The sequence below is a fragment of the Acidimicrobiales bacterium genome, from assembly GCA_036378675.1.
In the GTDB taxonomy this organism is placed as follows: Bacteria; Actinomycetota; Acidimicrobiia; order Acidimicrobiales; family Palsa-688; genus DASUWA01.
In genome coordinates this window covers 1-16,555 of the sequence record DASUWA010000037.1, presented here as the reverse complement: position 1 = coordinate 16,555, position 16,555 = coordinate 1, and the positions used below count along the sequence as shown (strand labels likewise).

The following is a 16,555-nucleotide window of genomic DNA, read 5'->3' as shown; positions in this document are numbered from 1 at the left end:
TACCGCGAGTGCGACGTGCTGCTCGTCGACGACATCCAGTTCATGGAAGGCAAAGAGGGGCTCCAGGAGGAGTTCTTCCACACCTTCAACTGGCTCTACGAAGGGTCCAAGCAGATCGTCCTGTCGTCCGACCGCCATCCTCGTTCCATCGCCACGCTCGAGGACAGGCTCCGAAGCCGCTTCGAGTGGGGCCTTACGACGGACGTTCAACCTCCAGAGCTCGAGACGCGCCTTGCAATCCTCCGGAAAAAAGCCGACGCCGAGCGCGTCCCGATCCCCGGGGACGTACTAGAGCTCATCGCGACTCACGTACGGGACAACATCCGTGAGCTCGAAGGCGCGTTAATCCGGGTTTCAGCGTTCGCGTCGCTCAACCACGAGCCTCCGACTGTTGAAGTTGCGGCTCGGGTGTTGTCGGACATTCTCGAGGCAGACCGTCCCCGACAGATCACGCCCAAGCTCATCCTGGAGTCGACCGCGACCGCTTTCGGGTTCTCGGTAGAGGACCTGTGCGGGACGAGCCGCCGGCGTCCCCTGGTGAATGCACGCCAGATCGGGATGTATCTGTTCCGGGAGCTCACCGACTACAGCTACCCGGCGATCGCACGGGAGTTCGGGGGGCGCGACCACACCACGGTCATCCACGCGGTCGAGAAGGTCGCCGGGCTCATGCGGGAACGCCGGCAGATCTTCGATCAGGTCACGGCCCTTATTTACGACATCAAGGGCGGGAGTTGAGGAGTGGGGGGGCCTCTTGTGGGGACGAGGGTGCGAAGCACCTGTGTCGGCGCTTTGTTATTTCGGGGGACTGACCGGGCTTCGACCACAGGGGATCCGCTTTGCGGTCTCATGCCTGTGGGATTCTGGGGACAACTGTCGTCGGAACAAATTCGGGCCGACCAGCGCAAACTCGGGTCTGTCCACAATTCACAGCCCCTACTACCACCCCTACCAAGAATTACCAATTAGAAGATCAGAAGCAGGGAAGGCATTCCGGTGAAGTTTCGATGCGAGCGTGACGTCCTCGTTGAAGCGTTGAGCACGGCTGGGCGCGCTGTCGCTGGCCGAGGCGGCGCGCTACCCGTGCTAGGCGGCGTCCGGCTGTCGGTGTCCGGCGACTCCCTGCAGGTGACTGGGACGGATCTGGACCTGACCATCACGGTCGACGCAGCTGTGAGCGGCGGCTCGGATGGCGTCGCCGTGGCTCCGGGGCGGCTGGTCACCGACATCGTGCGGGCGTTGGAGCCCGGCGCCGTGACGGTGGACTCAGACGATGAGGAGCTGCGGATCGCGTCCGGTCGGTCCCATTTTGCCGTTCGTACGCACCCGGCCGATGACTTCCCGCGGCTTCCCTCGCCGACAGGTGACACGGTGACGTTGCCCGGCGCCGGTTTGGCCGACGCGCTTCGGCAGGTCACCAGGGCGGCTTCTAGCGAGGATTCCCGCCCCATCCTGACCGGCGTTCTGTTGGCGGCCGAACCCGACGGGCTGCGGATGGTCGCCACCGACTCCTACCGGCTCGCAGTCCGAGACCTCCGGGTGACCGGGGTCATGGCCGAGGGCCAGAAGGTGCTGGTGCCCTCTCGAGCGCTGAACGAGCTCATGCGCCTGCTGGGATCCGCTCCGGGAGACGTCTCTTTGCGGCTCGGCGCTCACGACGCGACGTTCGGCCTGCCGGGTGTTTCCTTGACGACCCGCCTCATCGAAGGTGAGTTCCCGAACTACCGGCAGCTGATTCCCTCCAGCTACCCGAACCGTCTGATCGTCGGGCGTGAGTCGCTCCTTGATGCCATTCGCCGCGTGAAGTTGCTTGCACGCGACGCCACCACACCTGTCCGCATTGCGCTTCGTCCGACCGGGATAGAGCTCACAGTGATCACGACCGATTGGGGCACCGCCACGGAGGACGTGGACGCCAAGTACGAGGGTGCTGAGATGACCGTCGCCTTCAATCCCAACTACCTCATCGACGGAGTCGAAGCAGTCACGGGTGACGAGGTCGTCCTCGACACCCTCGACGCGCTCAAGCCGGCGACCCTTCGGCCCACTGAGGGCGAGGATTACCTGTATCTGCTGATGCCTGTGCGAGTTTCTTGAGCGGCGGATGTGGCGTTGCCTTCACAACGCCGCATCTGACGAACACCATGCACATCGACCGTCTCTGGCTGACCGACTTCCGTAGCTATCACTCCTCCGAGTTCTCGCCGGCGCCGGCGGGGATCACGGTGGTCAACGGGGGGAACGGGGAGGGGAAGACAAACCTGGTGGAAGCGGTCGCCTACCTGGCGACGCTCAAGTCCTTCCGGGGAAGCCCGGGAGAGGCGATGGTGCGCAGCGGGGAGAGCCAGGCGATCGTCAGGGCGGAAGGCGTCAGGGATTCTCGTCGTCTGCTGATCGAGGCAGAGCTGCACGCCGCCGGCAGGGACAGGGTGCAGTTGAACGGCCAGCCACTGAGACGTACAAGAGACCTGCTGGGTTTCTTGCAAGTAACCGTCTTTTCGCCCGACGATCTCGCGCTGGTCAAGGCCGGCCCGCAGTTGAGGCGGGAGTTCCTCGACGAACTCCTCGTCGCGCTCCATCCCCGCCATGACGAGACCATCACCGAAGTTGACCGCGTCTTGAAACAGCGGAACGCGCTGCTGAAGACGGCCGGGATCGAAAGGGTCTCGGGAGAGGTCGCTTCGACGCTCAACGTCTGGGACGCGAAGCTCGCCGACGCTGGGGAGAGACTCGCTCTGGCGAGGCAGTCGTTGTCCGATGCGCTCGAACCGCTCGCCACGGATTCGTACGGCCAGCTCTCGGTGACGGTTGCTCACCGGGGACGCAACACGGTGGGAGTCGCCTACCAGCGAAGTTGGGAAGGATCCCTGCTCGACGCGCTGCACGCGGCCAGGACTGAGGACTTGCGACGAGGGATCACCACGGTTGGGCCGCACCGGGACGAGGTTGTCCTTCGGATTGGAGAGCTGCCCGCAAGAACGCACGCCTCACAGGGGGAGCAGCGGTCGTTGACGCTCGCGCTCCGACTCGCGGGCCATTCGATCGTGAGCGACCGGGTTGGAAGCTCGCCCGTGCTACTGCTGGACGACGTGTTCTCGGAGCTCGACGCGTCGCGCGCCGACGCGTTGATCAAGTGCCTGCCGGAGGGGCAGGCGATCATCACCACCGCCGGAGAGGTCCCTTCCTCTGCCGACGTGGTGGCTCGTTTTCGGGTCGAGGACGGAAAGATCCTGTCGTGAGTACGTGGCGGGACGAGCGTCCTCGGGCCCTGGAGAACGAGCCGAGAAGAGTCGGTGAACACCTGGATTCGGCGACGCAGGGATTGGGCGTGTCGAAGGCCGGAATCTTGGGTGTCGTTTTCTCCAAATGGGCCGACCTGGTGGGTCCTGAAATCGCCGCTCACGCGAAACCGAGGAGCCTTCGCGACGGGATCTTGCTCGTCGTCGTGGACCAGCCGGCCTGGGCTGCCCAGCTGCGCTATCTGGGTACGGATCTCGTGGCGAAGATCGCCGCTTTTGCGGGCACTTCCGAGGTCGCCGACGTAGAATTTCGGGTAGTCGCAGAGGGCTTTTCCGGGCCCCGCGAAAAGTCCGCCAGAAGGGGCTCCCGTGACCCGGATTGACCCACCCCTCTGGTAAAATACAAGTATCGAATTTCGGGCTGCTGACCTGCGCTTTTGAGCTCTCGCGTGGCGCTCGGAATGTCCTGTAAACCCGTGTTGGAAAGGTCGCGTCCATGGCGATGCAAGCGAGCGTCGAAGAAGGTCAGAAGGAGGGTCGAAAGAACAGCTATAGCGCCCGTGACATGGCCGTGCTGGAGGGGCTCGAACCTGTCCGGAAGCGGCCAGGCATGTACATCGGATCGACCGGCCCGAGCGGGCTGCACCACCTGGTGTGGGAGGTGGTGGACAACTCGGTCGACGAGGCCATGGCCGGATTCGCCGACCGCATCGACGTGACCCTGACCGCCGACGGCGGATGCCGCGTGGACGACAACGGGCGAGGCATCCCGACAGATGTCAACCCCCAGCACAAGCTCTCGGGGGTCGAGATCGCACTGACCAAGCTGCACGGTGGTGGCAAGTTCGGCGGGAGCGGTTACAAGGTGTCCGGCGGGCTTCACGGCGTAGGCGTGTCCGTCGTCAACGCGCTTTCGAGCAAGTTGATCGTGGACATCGACCGTGACGGCAAGCATCACAGGATGGAGTTCGCCGACGGAGGAAAGCCGAAGACGAAGCTCGAGGTGACCGGACCTGCGCCGAGGGGGCGTACCGGCACGACTGTGATTTTCTGGCCCGATACGCGGATCTTCGACGAGGTCGAGTTCCGGGCGCAGACCATCGTCGAGCGCCTCCAGATCTACGCTTTCCTCAACGCGGGTCTCGAGATCCGTTTCACGGACGAGCGACCCGGCGGGGACAGCGCGGTATTCAAGTACACCGGCGGGATCATCGACTTCGTCAAGCACCTCAATACTTCGAAGGAGCCGTTGTTCAAGAAGGTCAGCTACTACAAAGTGGCCGAGGACGACGCGGAGGTAGAGGTAGCCCTGCAGTACAACAACGGCTACTACGAGGGACTCCACGGGTACGCCAACGGGATCTCGACGATCGAGGGCGGAACCCATGTCGAGGGATTCCGTAAGGCTCTCACCAATGTGGTGAACAAGTATGCCCGCGCCTCGAACCTCCTCAAGGAGAAGGAAGACAACCTTCTCGGAGAGGACATTCGCGAAGGCTTGACCGCAATCGTCGCGGTCAAGCTGCGTGACCCGCAGTTCGAGGGCCAGACCAAGGCGAAGCTCGGCAATGACTCGATGCGTTCGCTCGTCGAGCGCGCGACCAACGAGAAGCTTGCCGAGTGGCTCGAGGAGAACCCGACCGAGGCCCGCCAGATTGTCAACAAGTCGATCCAAGCCGCGCGAGCGCGCGTGGCTGCTCGACAGGCTCGCGACGCGACGCGCCGCAAGTCCGCGCTCGAGGGAGCCGGCCTTCCGGGCAAGCTGACCGACTGCGCGACGAAGAACGCAAAAGACGCGGAGCTGTTCATAGTCGAGGGTGACTCGGCCGGCGGGTCGGCGGTCCGTGCGCGCGATCCGCAGACCCAGGCGATTCTTCCGATCCGGGGGAAGATCCTGAACGTCGAGCGGGCCCGAATCGACAAGATGCTGAAGAACAACGAGATCCAGGCGTTGATCGCTGCGATCGGAGCAGGGCTTGGTGACGACTTCGACCTGACAAAGATCCGTTATGGCAAGGTCATCATCCTGGCTGACGCCGATGTTGACGGCAGTCATATCCGCACCCTGCTGTTGACCTTCTTCTTCCGGCAGATGCGCCCGCTGGTGGAGGAAGGGCACGTGTTCGCCGCGCAGCCGCCACTTTTTTCTACTCTCGTCGGTAAAGAGAAGGTGTACTTGAAGGACGAGGCCGACCGGCAGCGCTTCCTGGCAGAACGTCCGAATCACAAGGCCGAGTTCAACCGGCTGAAGGGCCTTGGCGAGATGGACTGGCAGGAACTCGGGTCGACGACGATGGATCCGGCCAAGCGAACTCTGCTGAGAGTCGACGTCGAGCAGGCCGCGCTCGCAGACGAGGTGTGCTCCATCCTGATGGGTGACGACGTCGAGTTGCGGAAACACTTTCTTACGACCAACGCCGGTGATGTGAGGTTCCTGGACATATGAGCGACGTCCCCCCGACGGACGGCGGCGACGGCATCCCGCCCGACGAGGCAGGCCTAGGCACGATCCAACCGATCGAGTTTCAGGAGGAGATGGAGCGCTCCTTCCTGGATTACGCGATGTCGGTCATCGTGGCGCGCGCTTTGCCCGACGTGCGCGACGGGCTCAAGCCGGTCCACCGCCGGATCCTGTACGACATGCACCTTCAGGGGTACCGGCCGGACCGCCCCCACGTGAAGTGCGCGAAGGTCACCGGCGACACCATGAGCCGGTTCCATCCGCATGGCAACCAGGCGATCTATGACGCCTTGGCGCGGATGGCCCAACCCTTCAGCCTCCGCCACCCTTTGATCGCCTTCCACGGCAACTACGGTTCCCCGGACTTCCCGCCGGCAGCCGAGCGGTACACGGAGGCGCGGCTGGCGGAGCTCGCAATGCACATGATCGATGGTCTCGACGAAGAGACCGTCGACATGGGGCGTAACTACACGAACGAAGAGGACGAGCCGGTCGTCCTGCCCTCGCGTTTTCCGAACCTGCTGGTCAACGGCAGTCAGGGCATCGCTGTCGGCATGGCGACGAACATCCCGCCCCACAACCTGGGCGAAGTCATCGACGCGACGATCCACCTGATCGACAATCCCGAGGCGACGTCCGACGACCTGATGCATTTCGTGAAGGGACCTGACTTCCCGACCGGCGCGCTGATCCTCGGAAGGCAAGGAATCCTTGACGCCTACAGGACGGGTCGGGGATCGATCAAGATGCGGGCCCGCGCCGAGATCGTCGAAGGTCGGACCACGGACGAGATCGTCATAACCGAGCTTCCCTACCAGGCCAGCCCCAGGGCGATTCTGGAGAAGATCGCCGACCTCGTCAACGCAAGGGAACTGGAAGGGATCCGCGACATACGCGACCTGTCGGCCGGTGACAGCACCAAGTTGGTCGTGTACCTGAAGCGGGACGCCACCGCGAATGTGGTGCTCAACAACCTCTACAAGCACACCCCGCTACAAACATCGTTCGGCGTCAACATGGTCGCCCTGGTCGACGGAGTGCCGCGCACCCTGAACCTGGTGGGGGCGCTTCGGGCATACATCAGCCACCAGGTCGACGTGATCCGCCGGCGTTCCGAGTACAGGCTGCGCAAGGCGCGCGATCGGGCTCACATCGTCGAGGGTCTGATCAAGGCGCTCGACCTGATCGACCAGATCATCGCGGCGATCAGGGCGTCGGAGGACAAGGCAGCCGCCAGGACCGCACTCATGGCGGCCCCGTTCGAGTTCACCGAAGTTCAGGCCGAACACATCCTGGACATGCCGCTGTCGCGGCTCACTCGACTGGGACGGGCTCAGCTCGAGGAGGAGCTCGCAAAGCTTCGCGAGACGATCGCCGAACTCGAGAGGATCCTCGCCGACGAGGGCGTCCTGCGGGGCGTCATCAAGAGCGAGATGAGCGCGATCCGGGAGGAGTTCGCCGAACCTCGCCGTGCCATCATCACCTTCGACGACGGCGACATGTCGGCCGAGGATCTGATCACCGACGAGGACCTTGTGATCACCATGACCAAGGCGGGGTATGTAAAAGCTGTGCCTGCAGCACAGTTCCGGACCCAGGGGCGTGGCGGGCGCGGGGTTCAAGGCGCGCGGCTAAAGGACGAGGACCTGGTCACCCGCATCATCCACACGAGTGCCCACGCGTACCTCCTGTTCTTCTCGAACCGGGGGAAGGTGTACCGGTTGCGGGCCTATGAGGTGCCGGTCAAGGAGCGCACTGCACGTGGCACCGCGATCGTGAACCTGCTCCCGCTCGCCCCAGATGAGCGGATCCAGGCACTGATCGACACCCGGGAATTCCCGGCCGACCGTTTTCTCCTGTTCGCAACGAAGGCCGGACAAGTCAAGAAGACCACCTTCTCGGAGTACGACAAGTCCCGGCGGGAGGGCTTCATTGCCATCAATCTGCGCGACGGTGACGAGCTGGTCGGCGTGATCACGACCGGTGGGAACGACGATCTATTCATGGTCTCTCGCATGGGTATGGCCATTCGCTTCACCGAGTCGGACATCAGGCCGATGGGACGTGACGCGGCCGGGGTTCGCGGCATGCAGCTCCGATCGGGCGACGAAGTAGTTTCCATCGACCCTGCCCGCGACGACGCGAGCATCCTCATCGTCACCGACGCGGGTTACGGCAAGCGGACCCAACTTCATCACTTCAACCGTCAAGGCCGCGGTGGGATAGGAGTCAAGGGGATCAAGCTGACGGCTCAGCGCGGCCGGGTCGTCTCAGCCTTCATGGTCGGACTCGACGACGAGATCATCGTTACCTCGTCGGCAGGGATCACGGTCCGCATGGCGGTCCGGGAGATATCCAGCCAGGGTCGCGACGCCACCGGCGTTCGTGTTGTAACCCTCGATTCGGGGCAGGTGGTCGGCTCAGTTGCTCCCGTCCTCGCGGTTGAGGAAACCGCGTGAGGATGCCGGGACAAGGCGGCTGATGGCAGACCGTCCCGCTCGTGGAGAGACCGAGACCACCACAGGTGATTCTCGCGGGAAGGGATGGGGTTCGCCGCTGCCGGCCGAATATGGCTCGCTCGGCAGGTCCGCGCCCAGGCGGCAGAATGGCGACGGGATGGCCACCCGGCCCCGGCCGGCTGATAGGCGCGTCACATCGCGTCCTCCCAAGGACGAGAAATGGGACGCCCGGAACCGCAACTTGCGCAAGCCCACCACTGCGGCGTCGACGGCTCGGCGCTCGGTGTTGTCGGCTGTCAGCGACGGAGCACCGGTACGCCTGTTCCGCGACCTTGCACGGTCAGTAACCAACCTGACCCGCCCGTCTCCCGGGCCCGTGCCCCGCACCCGAACCTCCGGGGGAGTGGTGTCAAGTGCTCGCCGGTCTAACGGCGTGCCGCCTTCGTCGTTGTCGAGCCCGGCCGTCGGTCGGCGTACGGACTTCGATCGCGACACTCGGGTCGTCACCGAGGTGGACGTCTACTCGGTTGCCAAGGTGTCGATCGTCTTCTACGTGATCCTGCTTGTGATTTTCGTAGTGGCTTCCATCCTGCTCTGGCTGGTCGCCGACCTCTTCGGAGCCGTCGACTCGATCCAGAGGTCGGTGAGGTCGCTGTTCGACGTGAAGACCTTTGTCCTCCATCCGGTGACCATCGCCCTCTACGCGAGCGCCGCCGGCGCCGTTCTGGCTGTCGCCGGGACGATCGCCAACGTTCTGGCGGCCGTCATCTACAACCTCATCAGCGAGGTCGTGGGGGGTATCCGCATCGGGGTGTCCGCGCCGGCGGAAGACGAGGTGTAGAGAGATTCTCCCAGCGGGTTGGTCTGCGTCGGCGGCTCCTCGGGATGCCCAGGGTGGCCCCTTGCGACCTTCGTGTACGCTCGAAGTTCCCGATTCCGGGGCTATAGCTCAGCCGGTTAGAGCGCAGCACTGATAATGCTGAGGTCGGTGGTTCGATTCCACCTAGCCCCACGTGTCCGTCACCAAGCCGCCCCACGACGAACAAGAAGACGGGTCGGCCCGACGACGCTCGCGATCGACATAGGCGGCACGGGCCTTAAGGCGTCGGTTCTTAATGCCGAGGGTGGGAAGATCGTCGACCGGGTTCGTACGAGGACTCCGTATCCTTGCCCGCCTCGGGTCCTGATCCGCGAGCTCGACAAGCTGACCTACGGGCTTCCGCGCTGGGATCGCGTCTCGGTGGGATTTCCAGGTTTCGTGCGGGACGGCCGGGTGCTCAATGCGCCCAATCTCTCGACCAAGGGCGGGCCTGGAACGGCGCTGTCTCGGAAACTTGTGGGTGCGTGGGCCGGTTTCCCGCTCGCGGCCGAGCTCGAGGGCCGACTCGGGAAACCGACGCGCCTCTCAAACGACGCGGACATGCATGGGCTCGCGGTCATCTCGGGTGAAGGGTTGGAGCTGGTGATCACTCTGGGAACGGGGCTCGGGACGGCCGTGTTTCTCGATGGAACGCCCACCCCGCATTTGGAACTGGCCCTGATGCCGTTTCAGGGGCGGGGCACCTTCCAGGACCACCTGGGGGACAGCACTCGCCGACGCATCGGGAACCGACGGTGGAGCAAGCGCGTCCTTGCTGCCGTTGAGATGTTCGATGTCCTCCTACATATCGACCGGCTCTACGTCGGGGGCGGCAATGCAAGGAAGGTCGACATCGATCTAGGCCATAGAGTGAAGCTTGTCGACAATGCCGCTGGCATCCTCGGAGGGATCAAGCTGTGGGAGCTCGACCACATTTGATCCATTCAACCAGCGATGGCGAGGCCCCACGCGGACTGGTGCCTGACCCGCCGGCAACCTGCGGTTAGCGAGGCAGCGCAGGGTTGCCTTCTACCGTTCTGGATGTGGGCGCGGGTCGCTGTTCGGTGACGCCATGACCCGCCGTGTCGTTTCAGCGCTGTGCATCGGGTTGGCGTGGGTTTTGCTCGCGGGGGGGCTCGTGGCGGGAGTGGTAAACCGCCAGGTGCTGGACGGTTCGCAGTTCGCCAGCCACGTTGACGCGGTGCGGCGCGATCCCGCTGTCAGCCGACAGATCGGCGAGGCCATCACGACCCGGGCATTGGCCGCGAGTCCTGATCTGGTAGCGCTTCGTCCCCTCGTGGAGGCGACGTCGATCGCGTTGGTGGGTAGTCCGGCATTCAGCCCTGTCGTCAGGGCCGCCGCCCGACAGGCGCACGCTTCGTTCACAGAGGCGGGACCGGGCCCAGTGGTTTGGCGACTGGTGGACGTTGGAGCGGTGCTGTCGGGGATGCTGCCCCTTTTGGTGCCTCAAACAGCCGCCCCGATTCCGCCCGACCTGTCAGTGACGCTGGCCAGCGTCGGCTCGCGCAGTTTCGCCGCTAGGACGATCCATCTGGCGCATCTCGTGGGCTTGTTGGCATGGCTGCTGCCCCTGTTGGCGTTGCTGGCCTTCGCCGGCGCGCTGTTGGCAGCTTCGGATCGGCTGCGTGCCACGGTTCGCGTCGGCTGGGCTGTACTTGGGGCCGGGGTGGCGGTCGGGATGCTTGCTTTCGCAGGTGAATTGGTGGCGTCGGCGGCCGATACGTCCACCCTGCACGGGTCACTCGTTGCGGCGTCGTGGCGGCAGTTTGGCCGGCCGCTGTGGGCGGTGGCGGCCGTGACCGCAGTTTCTGGGGTGCTCGTCGCGGCGACGGCCGCCGGTGCGGTCCCGCGGGTCGACCTCTCCGCTGGCGCCACGCGGGCCTGGGCCGCCATCACGCAAGCGCCTGACCGAAAGTGGCATGCCATCGGTCGAGGGGTGACGTTGGTTGCCGCAGGGCTGGGCGCTCTGCTCCGACCGCAACTCGTGTTTGGGGTCGTGGGCGGCTCGATCGGCCTGATAGTGCTGGTCGCAGGTGCGGCGGAAATCGCTGCCGCTGCGGGCGTCTCGCGCCGGTTACCGCGACCGGAGCGACCCGGACGGCCCTCACGGCCCCTGCGGGTCAAGATTGTTGCGTCGATGACAGCGGTGGCCCTGGTGGGCGGGCTTGTCGCGTTCGACAGCGCTCCGGCTTCGCGCCAGGTTCCCATCGCTGCCGCCACCGGGAAGGGCTGCAACGGCTACGTCCAGCTTTGCGAGCGCCCCTACAACGACGTGGCCTTCGTCGCCACCCACAACGCAATGTCAGCGGCGGACGAGCCGGGATGGTTCATACCCGAACAGCCGACAGGGCTGATCGGCCAGCTCGACTCCGGTGTCCGGGTCCTGCTCATCGATACCTGGTATGGCCAGACCACAACAACCCCGGGCCTGATCGTCACCGCCCCCGGCAGCCACGATGCCGCCTTGGCCGAAGCCGAGCGGCTCTTCGGCGCCGCCGCGGTGACCAGCGCTCTCCGGCTGCGGGACGCCCTCTCACCCACCCCCACCGGGCCCGTGATGGCGTACCTGTGCCACGGCCTGTGCGAGATCGGGGCCACCGAGTGGCAGCCGGCCATGGCCGAGGTCCGCTCCTGGCTGGACGCCCACCCGCGCGAGGTCGTGACATTCTTCATCGAGGATTACGTGTCACCGGCTGACACGGCCACGGTTTTCCGCCAAGCCGGCTTGTTGCGTGACGTATATACCCCTCAACCCGGGAAGCCGTGGCCGACCCTGGGCCAGATGATTGCGTCTGGCCACCGCGTCGTGGTCTTGATGGAGAACAACGGAGGAGCAAAGGCCGACCCGTGGTTGCAGCAGGGTTTCGACGTTGCCCAAGACACACCCTTCAACAACCCGACGGTCGCGTCGCTGAACTGCGGGCTCAACCGAGGTTCGGCCACCAACCCGCTGTTCCTGGTGAACTACTGGCTCAGCGGCTTCCAGTCCCTGGTCTCAAACGCCCGCAGGATCAATGCTTATGACGTGCTTTGGCCCTATCTGCAACGCTGTCAGGCGGAACGACAGCACCTGCCCAACTTCGTCGCCGTCAACTTCTACAACGAAGGCGATGTCTTTCGAGCTGTCGACCAGCTCAATGGCCTTGCCCCCCCATAAAATCATCATGCTGCTGCTAGTCCGCGTCGGAATACACGGCCAAGGCGACACGAGTAAGTAGCCAGCCACACCTCCGGTGCATCTCGATTGTCGGCTGTCTCTGGGGTCCATCAACTCACGCGTTGTCGATGATTTACCGTGTGATCGTGACGCTGCCGCGTCGTGCTCAGGCAACGCTCGGTATCCTCTGCGCCTTTCTGCTCGGCGGCATTCTCGGGTTGGCCTGGTGGTGGCGGCGGCACCGGTCGGCAAACCAACCCGTTGCACCGCTCGGGCGGGTCCGTGTCGCCCTCATCGCGGCCGGCTTGCTGACGATCACAGTCGGTGTCGCCTGGCGAATCGATGCCGATATTCAGGCCGTGCCAACCTGCGCCCCGCACGGGGTTGTGCAAGCCGCTAGCCGTAGAGGTGGCTTTGATGCATGGCTGCTGACACAGCAAGTGGCGACGGCACCGGAGACTGGTATAGGGCTTCTGTATGGGCGGGCCTTTGACGCGCATATCTGTCTGTCAAGTTCATCGGATTACTACGTGTCGGTGCCCTCCAGCGTCGCTGGAACGAGGGCGACGAACTTGGGCGACATCGTCCTCTCGCCGGGGTTCGCCCACCTCAGCCGCGAGGATTTGACCACGCTTGCCGGGCATGAGGCGCGGCACAGGCCGCAATGGGCGGTCGCTACCATCATTGGGGGTCCCCTCGCCTTTCCCGTCGCGTATGCCGTTGACGATTTCTTCTTCCCCGGCTCACGCAACCACTTCGAACGGCTGGCCGGCCTCGAGTCGGGTGGTTACCGCCATTCGGGCACCGGGCCGGAACTCGGCCCCGCTCAGCTCGCTGCGCTCGGGGTAGTGGCAACGGCGATTGTCTTCGGTCTGTACCGGGTGGTGCATCGGCGTCAATCGAGCAGAACCTGCAGCCCGGACATCAGATCGGATCCAACGTGAGACCGCCACGCAACCCTTCAGCCGAAGGTGGTGTCCGACGACTTACGCAGAGCACCTCACTTCGCAGCGCTCGAGCCCCCCTCACTGGCTGCCGAGGGTGACCGCGGTGGTGGCCGACTGGCCGTTGCGCTCATAGGTGATTGATACGGTGTCGCCTGCCCGTTTGGTGAGGGTAAGGGCGAACAGCTGGTTGGGGTCGACAGCTGGCTCCCCATCGACCTTGGTGATGACATCGTCAGTGCGCAGGCCTGCGACGGCAGCCGGACCCCCCGGGGTGACGGTGACCACGTAGAGGCCCTGACCCGTACCGGCCGTATCTGCGGCCGCCTGGATAGGCACGACTGAGATTCCGAAGAAGGAGTGGGTGACACGGCCGGTTGAGATGATCTCGTCGGACACCGACTTGGCGAGGTTGGCCGGTATGGCGAATCCAAGGCCGACGCTACCGGCACTGCCCTGGCCCGACGCGTTAGGGACGGTGGCACCGGCCGTCGGCACACCGATCAGACGGCCCGAACAGTCGGTCATGGCCCCCCCGCTGTTGCCGGGGTTGATTGCGGCATCGGTTTGGATGGCCCCAACTAGAAGAGCGTTATTGCCGTTGTCCGAGGGGACCTCAATATTGCGTCCCAGGGCGCTGACGATGCCGCTCGTCACTGTGCTCGATAGGCCGAGCGGCGCGCCGAGGACGACGACCGGCTCGCCGATCTCGACGTTGCGGGAGTTACCGAAGGGGATGACAGGTAGCGAGTTCGACTCGTTCACCTTGATCACGGCGAGATCGGTCTTCGGATCCCGACCGATGATTGTGGCCGGGGCGGTGGTTCCTTGGCTGAACAGCACAGAGACACGGCCCCCGTTGGCCGCTATCGAGATCACGTGGTTATTCGTCAGGATGTAGCCGTCACGACGAATGACCTCGCCCGAGCCGGTTCCTCCACCCGACGCCCCACTTGCAGAGATCGTGACCACCGACGGCAACGCGTCGTTCGCGACCGTTGTGGCCGAACACTCTGTCGAGCTGGACAGGCGCGAGGAGCCTTCCGTCACCGCTACGCTCAGCCCGGAAATGAGGCCGCCGAGGAGCAACGCCCCCACTATCCCGGCCCAAGGCCACCAGCGTGGACGGAGCCGACCACCAGTAGCGGGGCTGGTCACCCGTCCCTCCTTGAAAAGCCCGAACTGAACCGGCGATTATCCGCGACAACCAACTATATAAAGGGCATTCGGCTGAGAAACCCTCAGCGTGGCCGGCCTCGCCTACCTATCCGGCCGCCGTCGGCCCCGACTCGCACGGAGCCGGGGCACGAGGCGACCTGCCAAAGCACCCAAGGCGGCCGTGATCAAGAGAACCCAGATCAGGCGGACCCTGGCGTGGGCGAAAACGAAACCGACTCTGACGTGCTCGCTGTTATCGACGATGAAGGCCACGAGTAGAGCCACGATGACGACCGCGGCCACCAACCGAACCCACCTGACCGCCACGACCGACCGCGAAGGAGGCTCCGACTTGTCGATAGAGATTCCATTTCGATCGGTCATCGTCCGGTCTCCGGGTCGGTTGGTGGTAGGCCGCTTGTCGATGCTAGGCCGGTCGTAGTCGCCTGTTGGCGGTTGCAGCAGGTTGATGAGACCCCACACGAGGTCCAATCGGATTGCGGACCGAATCGAGGACCTACGCTCGGTGGCGGGAGGTCGCGGTAGGCGCGCCGCCTCGGCCTAACCGGCTGCCCAATCCGGGTCTATCGCGCGTCTATCGCGCGTTCCACCCGGTTCAGAGCCGTTCCAGGAGGTCCCAACCTTCGGCATCGAGCGCCAGCCAGTACCGGCAAGTGCGCACGGGTATCAGGGTCGAGCACTGATAATGCTGAGGTCGGTGGTTCGATTCCACCTAGCCCCACAAAACCGCCCTCTGCAATAACGCCGCTGTTCTTCCGAAATGGGTCCGGTTAGTCGCCTCGGCGGGCGGCCGTCTCAGGCTGAAGCGGGCGGCGCGTCGGTCGGGTCGCCGCTTCTGATGGTTGCGGGAAGGGGCGATGCCCGGGTGCCAGTGATGGAAGAACTCGCGCTTCCTAGCTCGACGAGGGTGAGGTAAGCGACGATCATGGCAAGCAGCGCCCCGAAGTAGCCGGCGGGCAATGACCGGAATCCGAGTGCGTGGGGGCAGGGGGTGAATGGAAGTGCGGCTCCTATGGCGACCACCCCCAAGCTGGCGATGAGCATCGGGGTGCTGGCGCGGCTGCGTTTTGGGGCGCCATGGTGGCCTCCGTTGTATGTGTCGCTGGCTCGACGGCCGTCTACATGGTCGCACCAGGCGCCATCTGGCGACGGTAACCGACCTGATCTAGTGAACAGGGTATTGCAGTTTTCCTGATCAGTCGATAAGGTTTGTCGTGTGACCGGATTGGCCGGACTAGGCGACACTGCACGCGTAGCACGGCCCTCAGCAGATTCGACCCGTGAGCGGATCCTCGCAGCGGCGCTGGACTTGTTCTCCGAGCGTTCGTTCGAGGGCGCCACCACCCGCGAGATCGCGGCGCGGGCGGGAGTGACCCAACCGCTGTTGAACTACCACTTCCGCTCGAAGGACGACCTTTGGCGCGCCGCGGTGGACGGACTCTTCGAGGATCTCAGCGATGCGTTGGCCGCCCGCCAGGACGGGCTGCGGGGAGTCGACGACCTCACGACGATGCGCCTCCTCGTGCGGGAATTCATCTTCTTCTCCGCCGAGCGCCCGCAGGTGCACCGGATCATCACCCAGGAATGCAAGACCGACGGTCCGCGAATGGACTGGCTGGTCGAGCGGCACATCCGGCCCTTGTACGAGGCGACCACGCAGCGACTCGCCCGCTTGGTGGAGCAGGACCTGCTGCCGGACATCCCGGTGGAGCATCTGTACTACATCATCACCGGGGCGGGTCCGACCATGTTCGTGCTCGGACCTGAGTGCCGCCGCCTGGCGGGGGTTGAAGCGACCGACCAGGCAGTCGTGGAAGCCCATGCCAACGCGGTGTGCCGCCTGCTATTCGGATCCTGACCATCAAGGAGGGGACCAATGCAACACGAACTCGAACTCGGCTACCTCGGCCTCGAGGTGCCCGACCCCGCCTCGCTCACCGGGTTCTTCGAGGAGGTGATCGGCCTCCTTCCCGGTGAACCGGGCAGCCCGTCCGGACTGAGTTGGCGCAACGACGACCGTTCCTATCGGATCACAGCGCAGCCCGGGCCCGCCAACGACGCCATCTTCGTCGGCTTCGAGGCGACCGGTGAAGACGCCTTCGAACGCATCGTCGATCGGCTTCAGTCCGGCGGCTTCGATGTGGAGAAGGGGTCCGACGACGAACTGCGATCGCGGCAGGTGGAGCGCCTCATCCGCACGAAGGCGCCTTGGGGGATCCCAGTCGAGATCGTGCTG

Annotated in this window: 15 protein-coding genes and 1 tRNA gene; 13 read left to right on the top strand and 3 right to left on the bottom strand. The window is 64.6% G+C overall.

Annotated features, from left to right (window positions below; translation table 11 throughout):
• The 11 genes from VFZ97_13030 to VFZ97_12980 all read left to right on the top strand — a co-directional run.
• Positions 1-738, top strand: a 738-nt coding sequence (locus VFZ97_13030) for a chromosomal replication initiator protein DnaA (GenBank protein ID HEX6394356.1), incomplete at its 5' end; no start/stop codon positions are given.
• Between the two features lie 258 nt (positions 739-996).
• Positions 997-2,097, top strand: coding sequence for a DNA polymerase III subunit beta (gene dnaN, locus VFZ97_13025; protein HEX6394355.1), 1,101 nt, complete (start codon positions 997-999; stop codon positions 2,095-2,097).
• Complete coding sequence (locus VFZ97_13020) at positions 2,094-3,239, top strand: DNA replication/repair protein RecF (GenBank protein HEX6394354.1); 1,146 nt, start codon at positions 2,094-2,096, stop codon at positions 3,237-3,239. Before dnaN ends, VFZ97_13020 begins: the two co-directional genes overlap by 4 nt.
• Entirely contained in the window at positions 3,236-3,622 is a 387-nt protein-coding gene (locus VFZ97_13015) for a DUF721 domain-containing protein (GenBank protein ID HEX6394353.1), read from the top strand. Before VFZ97_13020 ends, VFZ97_13015 begins: the two co-directional genes overlap by 4 nt.
• 113 nt (positions 3,623-3,735) lie before the next feature.
• Positions 3,736-5,685 (top strand): DNA gyrase subunit B, encoded by a 1,950-nt coding sequence (locus VFZ97_13010; GenBank protein HEX6394352.1) that lies wholly within the window; start codon positions 3,736-3,738, stop codon positions 5,683-5,685.
• On the top strand, positions 5,682-8,159 hold the full coding sequence (gene gyrA, locus VFZ97_13005) for a DNA gyrase subunit A (GenBank protein HEX6394351.1): 2,478 nt from the start codon (positions 5,682-5,684) through the stop codon (positions 8,157-8,159). Before VFZ97_13010 ends, gyrA begins: the two co-directional genes overlap by 4 nt.
• Before the next feature lie 22 nt (positions 8,160-8,181).
• Positions 8,182-9,000 (top strand): DUF3566 domain-containing protein, encoded by an 819-nt coding sequence (locus tag VFZ97_13000; protein HEX6394350.1) that lies wholly within the window; start codon positions 8,182-8,184, stop codon positions 8,998-9,000.
• A gap of 97 nt (positions 9,001-9,097) precedes the next feature.
• A tRNA-Ile gene (locus VFZ97_12995) sits at positions 9,098-9,171 on the top strand.
• Positions 9,148-9,957, top strand: a complete 810-nt coding sequence (locus VFZ97_12990) for an ROK family protein (GenBank protein ID HEX6394349.1) — start codon at positions 9,148-9,150, stop codon at positions 9,955-9,957. Before VFZ97_12995 ends, VFZ97_12990 begins: the two co-directional genes overlap by 24 nt.
• A gap of 133 nt (positions 9,958-10,090) precedes the next feature.
• Positions 10,091-12,196 (top strand): hypothetical protein, encoded by a 2,106-nt coding sequence (locus VFZ97_12985; GenBank protein ID HEX6394348.1) that lies wholly within the window; start codon positions 10,091-10,093, stop codon positions 12,194-12,196.
• A gap of 146 nt (positions 12,197-12,342) precedes the next feature.
• A complete protein-coding gene (locus tag VFZ97_12980) occupies positions 12,343-13,140 on the top strand; it encodes a hypothetical protein (protein ID HEX6394347.1) in 798 nt (265 codons plus the stop codon).
• An 81-nt stretch (positions 13,141-13,221) separates the two neighbouring features.
• Here the strand turns inward: VFZ97_12980 and VFZ97_12975 are convergent, their stop codons facing one another.
• The 3 genes from VFZ97_12975 to VFZ97_12965 form a co-directional block, all read right to left on the bottom strand.
• Positions 13,222-14,298, bottom strand: a complete 1,077-nt coding sequence (locus tag VFZ97_12975) for a trypsin-like peptidase domain-containing protein (protein HEX6394346.1) — start codon at positions 14,296-14,298, stop codon at positions 13,222-13,224.
• Between the two features lie 102 nt (positions 14,299-14,400).
• A complete protein-coding gene (locus tag VFZ97_12970; GenBank protein HEX6394345.1) occupies positions 14,401-14,682 on the bottom strand; it encodes a LapA family protein in 282 nt (93 codons plus the stop codon).
• Between the two features lie 432 nt (positions 14,683-15,114).
• Positions 15,115-15,363: a hypothetical protein gene (locus VFZ97_12965; GenBank protein HEX6394344.1), complete on the bottom strand. Its 249-nt coding sequence runs from the start codon at positions 15,361-15,363 to the stop codon at positions 15,115-15,117.
• 172 nt (positions 15,364-15,535) lie between these two features.
• Between VFZ97_12965 and VFZ97_12960 the strand changes: the two genes are divergently transcribed.
• Positions 15,536-16,177: a TetR/AcrR family transcriptional regulator gene (locus VFZ97_12960; protein ID HEX6394343.1), complete on the top strand. Its 642-nt coding sequence runs from the start codon at positions 15,536-15,538 to the stop codon at positions 16,175-16,177.
• Between the two features lie 18 nt (positions 16,178-16,195).
• Positions 16,196-16,555: hypothetical protein (locus VFZ97_12955; GenBank protein HEX6394342.1), on the top strand; the 360-nt coding region annotated here is incomplete at its 3' end.

Bases quoted from the DNA above. Each gene is read 5' to 3' on its own strand.
- VFZ97_12985 (HEX6394348.1), top strand. From the start codon at position 10,091: ATGACCCGCCGTGTCGTTTCAGCGCTGTGCATCGGGTTGGCGTGGGTT.
- VFZ97_13000 (HEX6394350.1), top strand. From the start codon at position 8,182: ATGGCAGACCGTCCCGCTCGTGGAGAGACCGAGACCACCACAGGTGAT.
- VFZ97_13010 (HEX6394352.1), top strand. From the start codon at position 3,736: ATGGCGATGCAAGCGAGCGTCGAAGAAGGTCAGAAGGAGGGTCGAAAG.
- gyrA (HEX6394351.1), top strand. From the start codon at position 5,682: ATGAGCGACGTCCCCCCGACGGACGGCGGCGACGGCATCCCGCCCGAC.
- VFZ97_12970 (HEX6394345.1), bottom strand. From the start codon at position 14,682: ATGACCGATCGAAATGGAATCTCTATCGACAAGTCGGAGCCTCCTTCG.
- VFZ97_12965 (HEX6394344.1), bottom strand. From the start codon at position 15,363: ATGCTCATCGCCAGCTTGGGGGTGGTCGCCATAGGAGCCGCACTTCCA.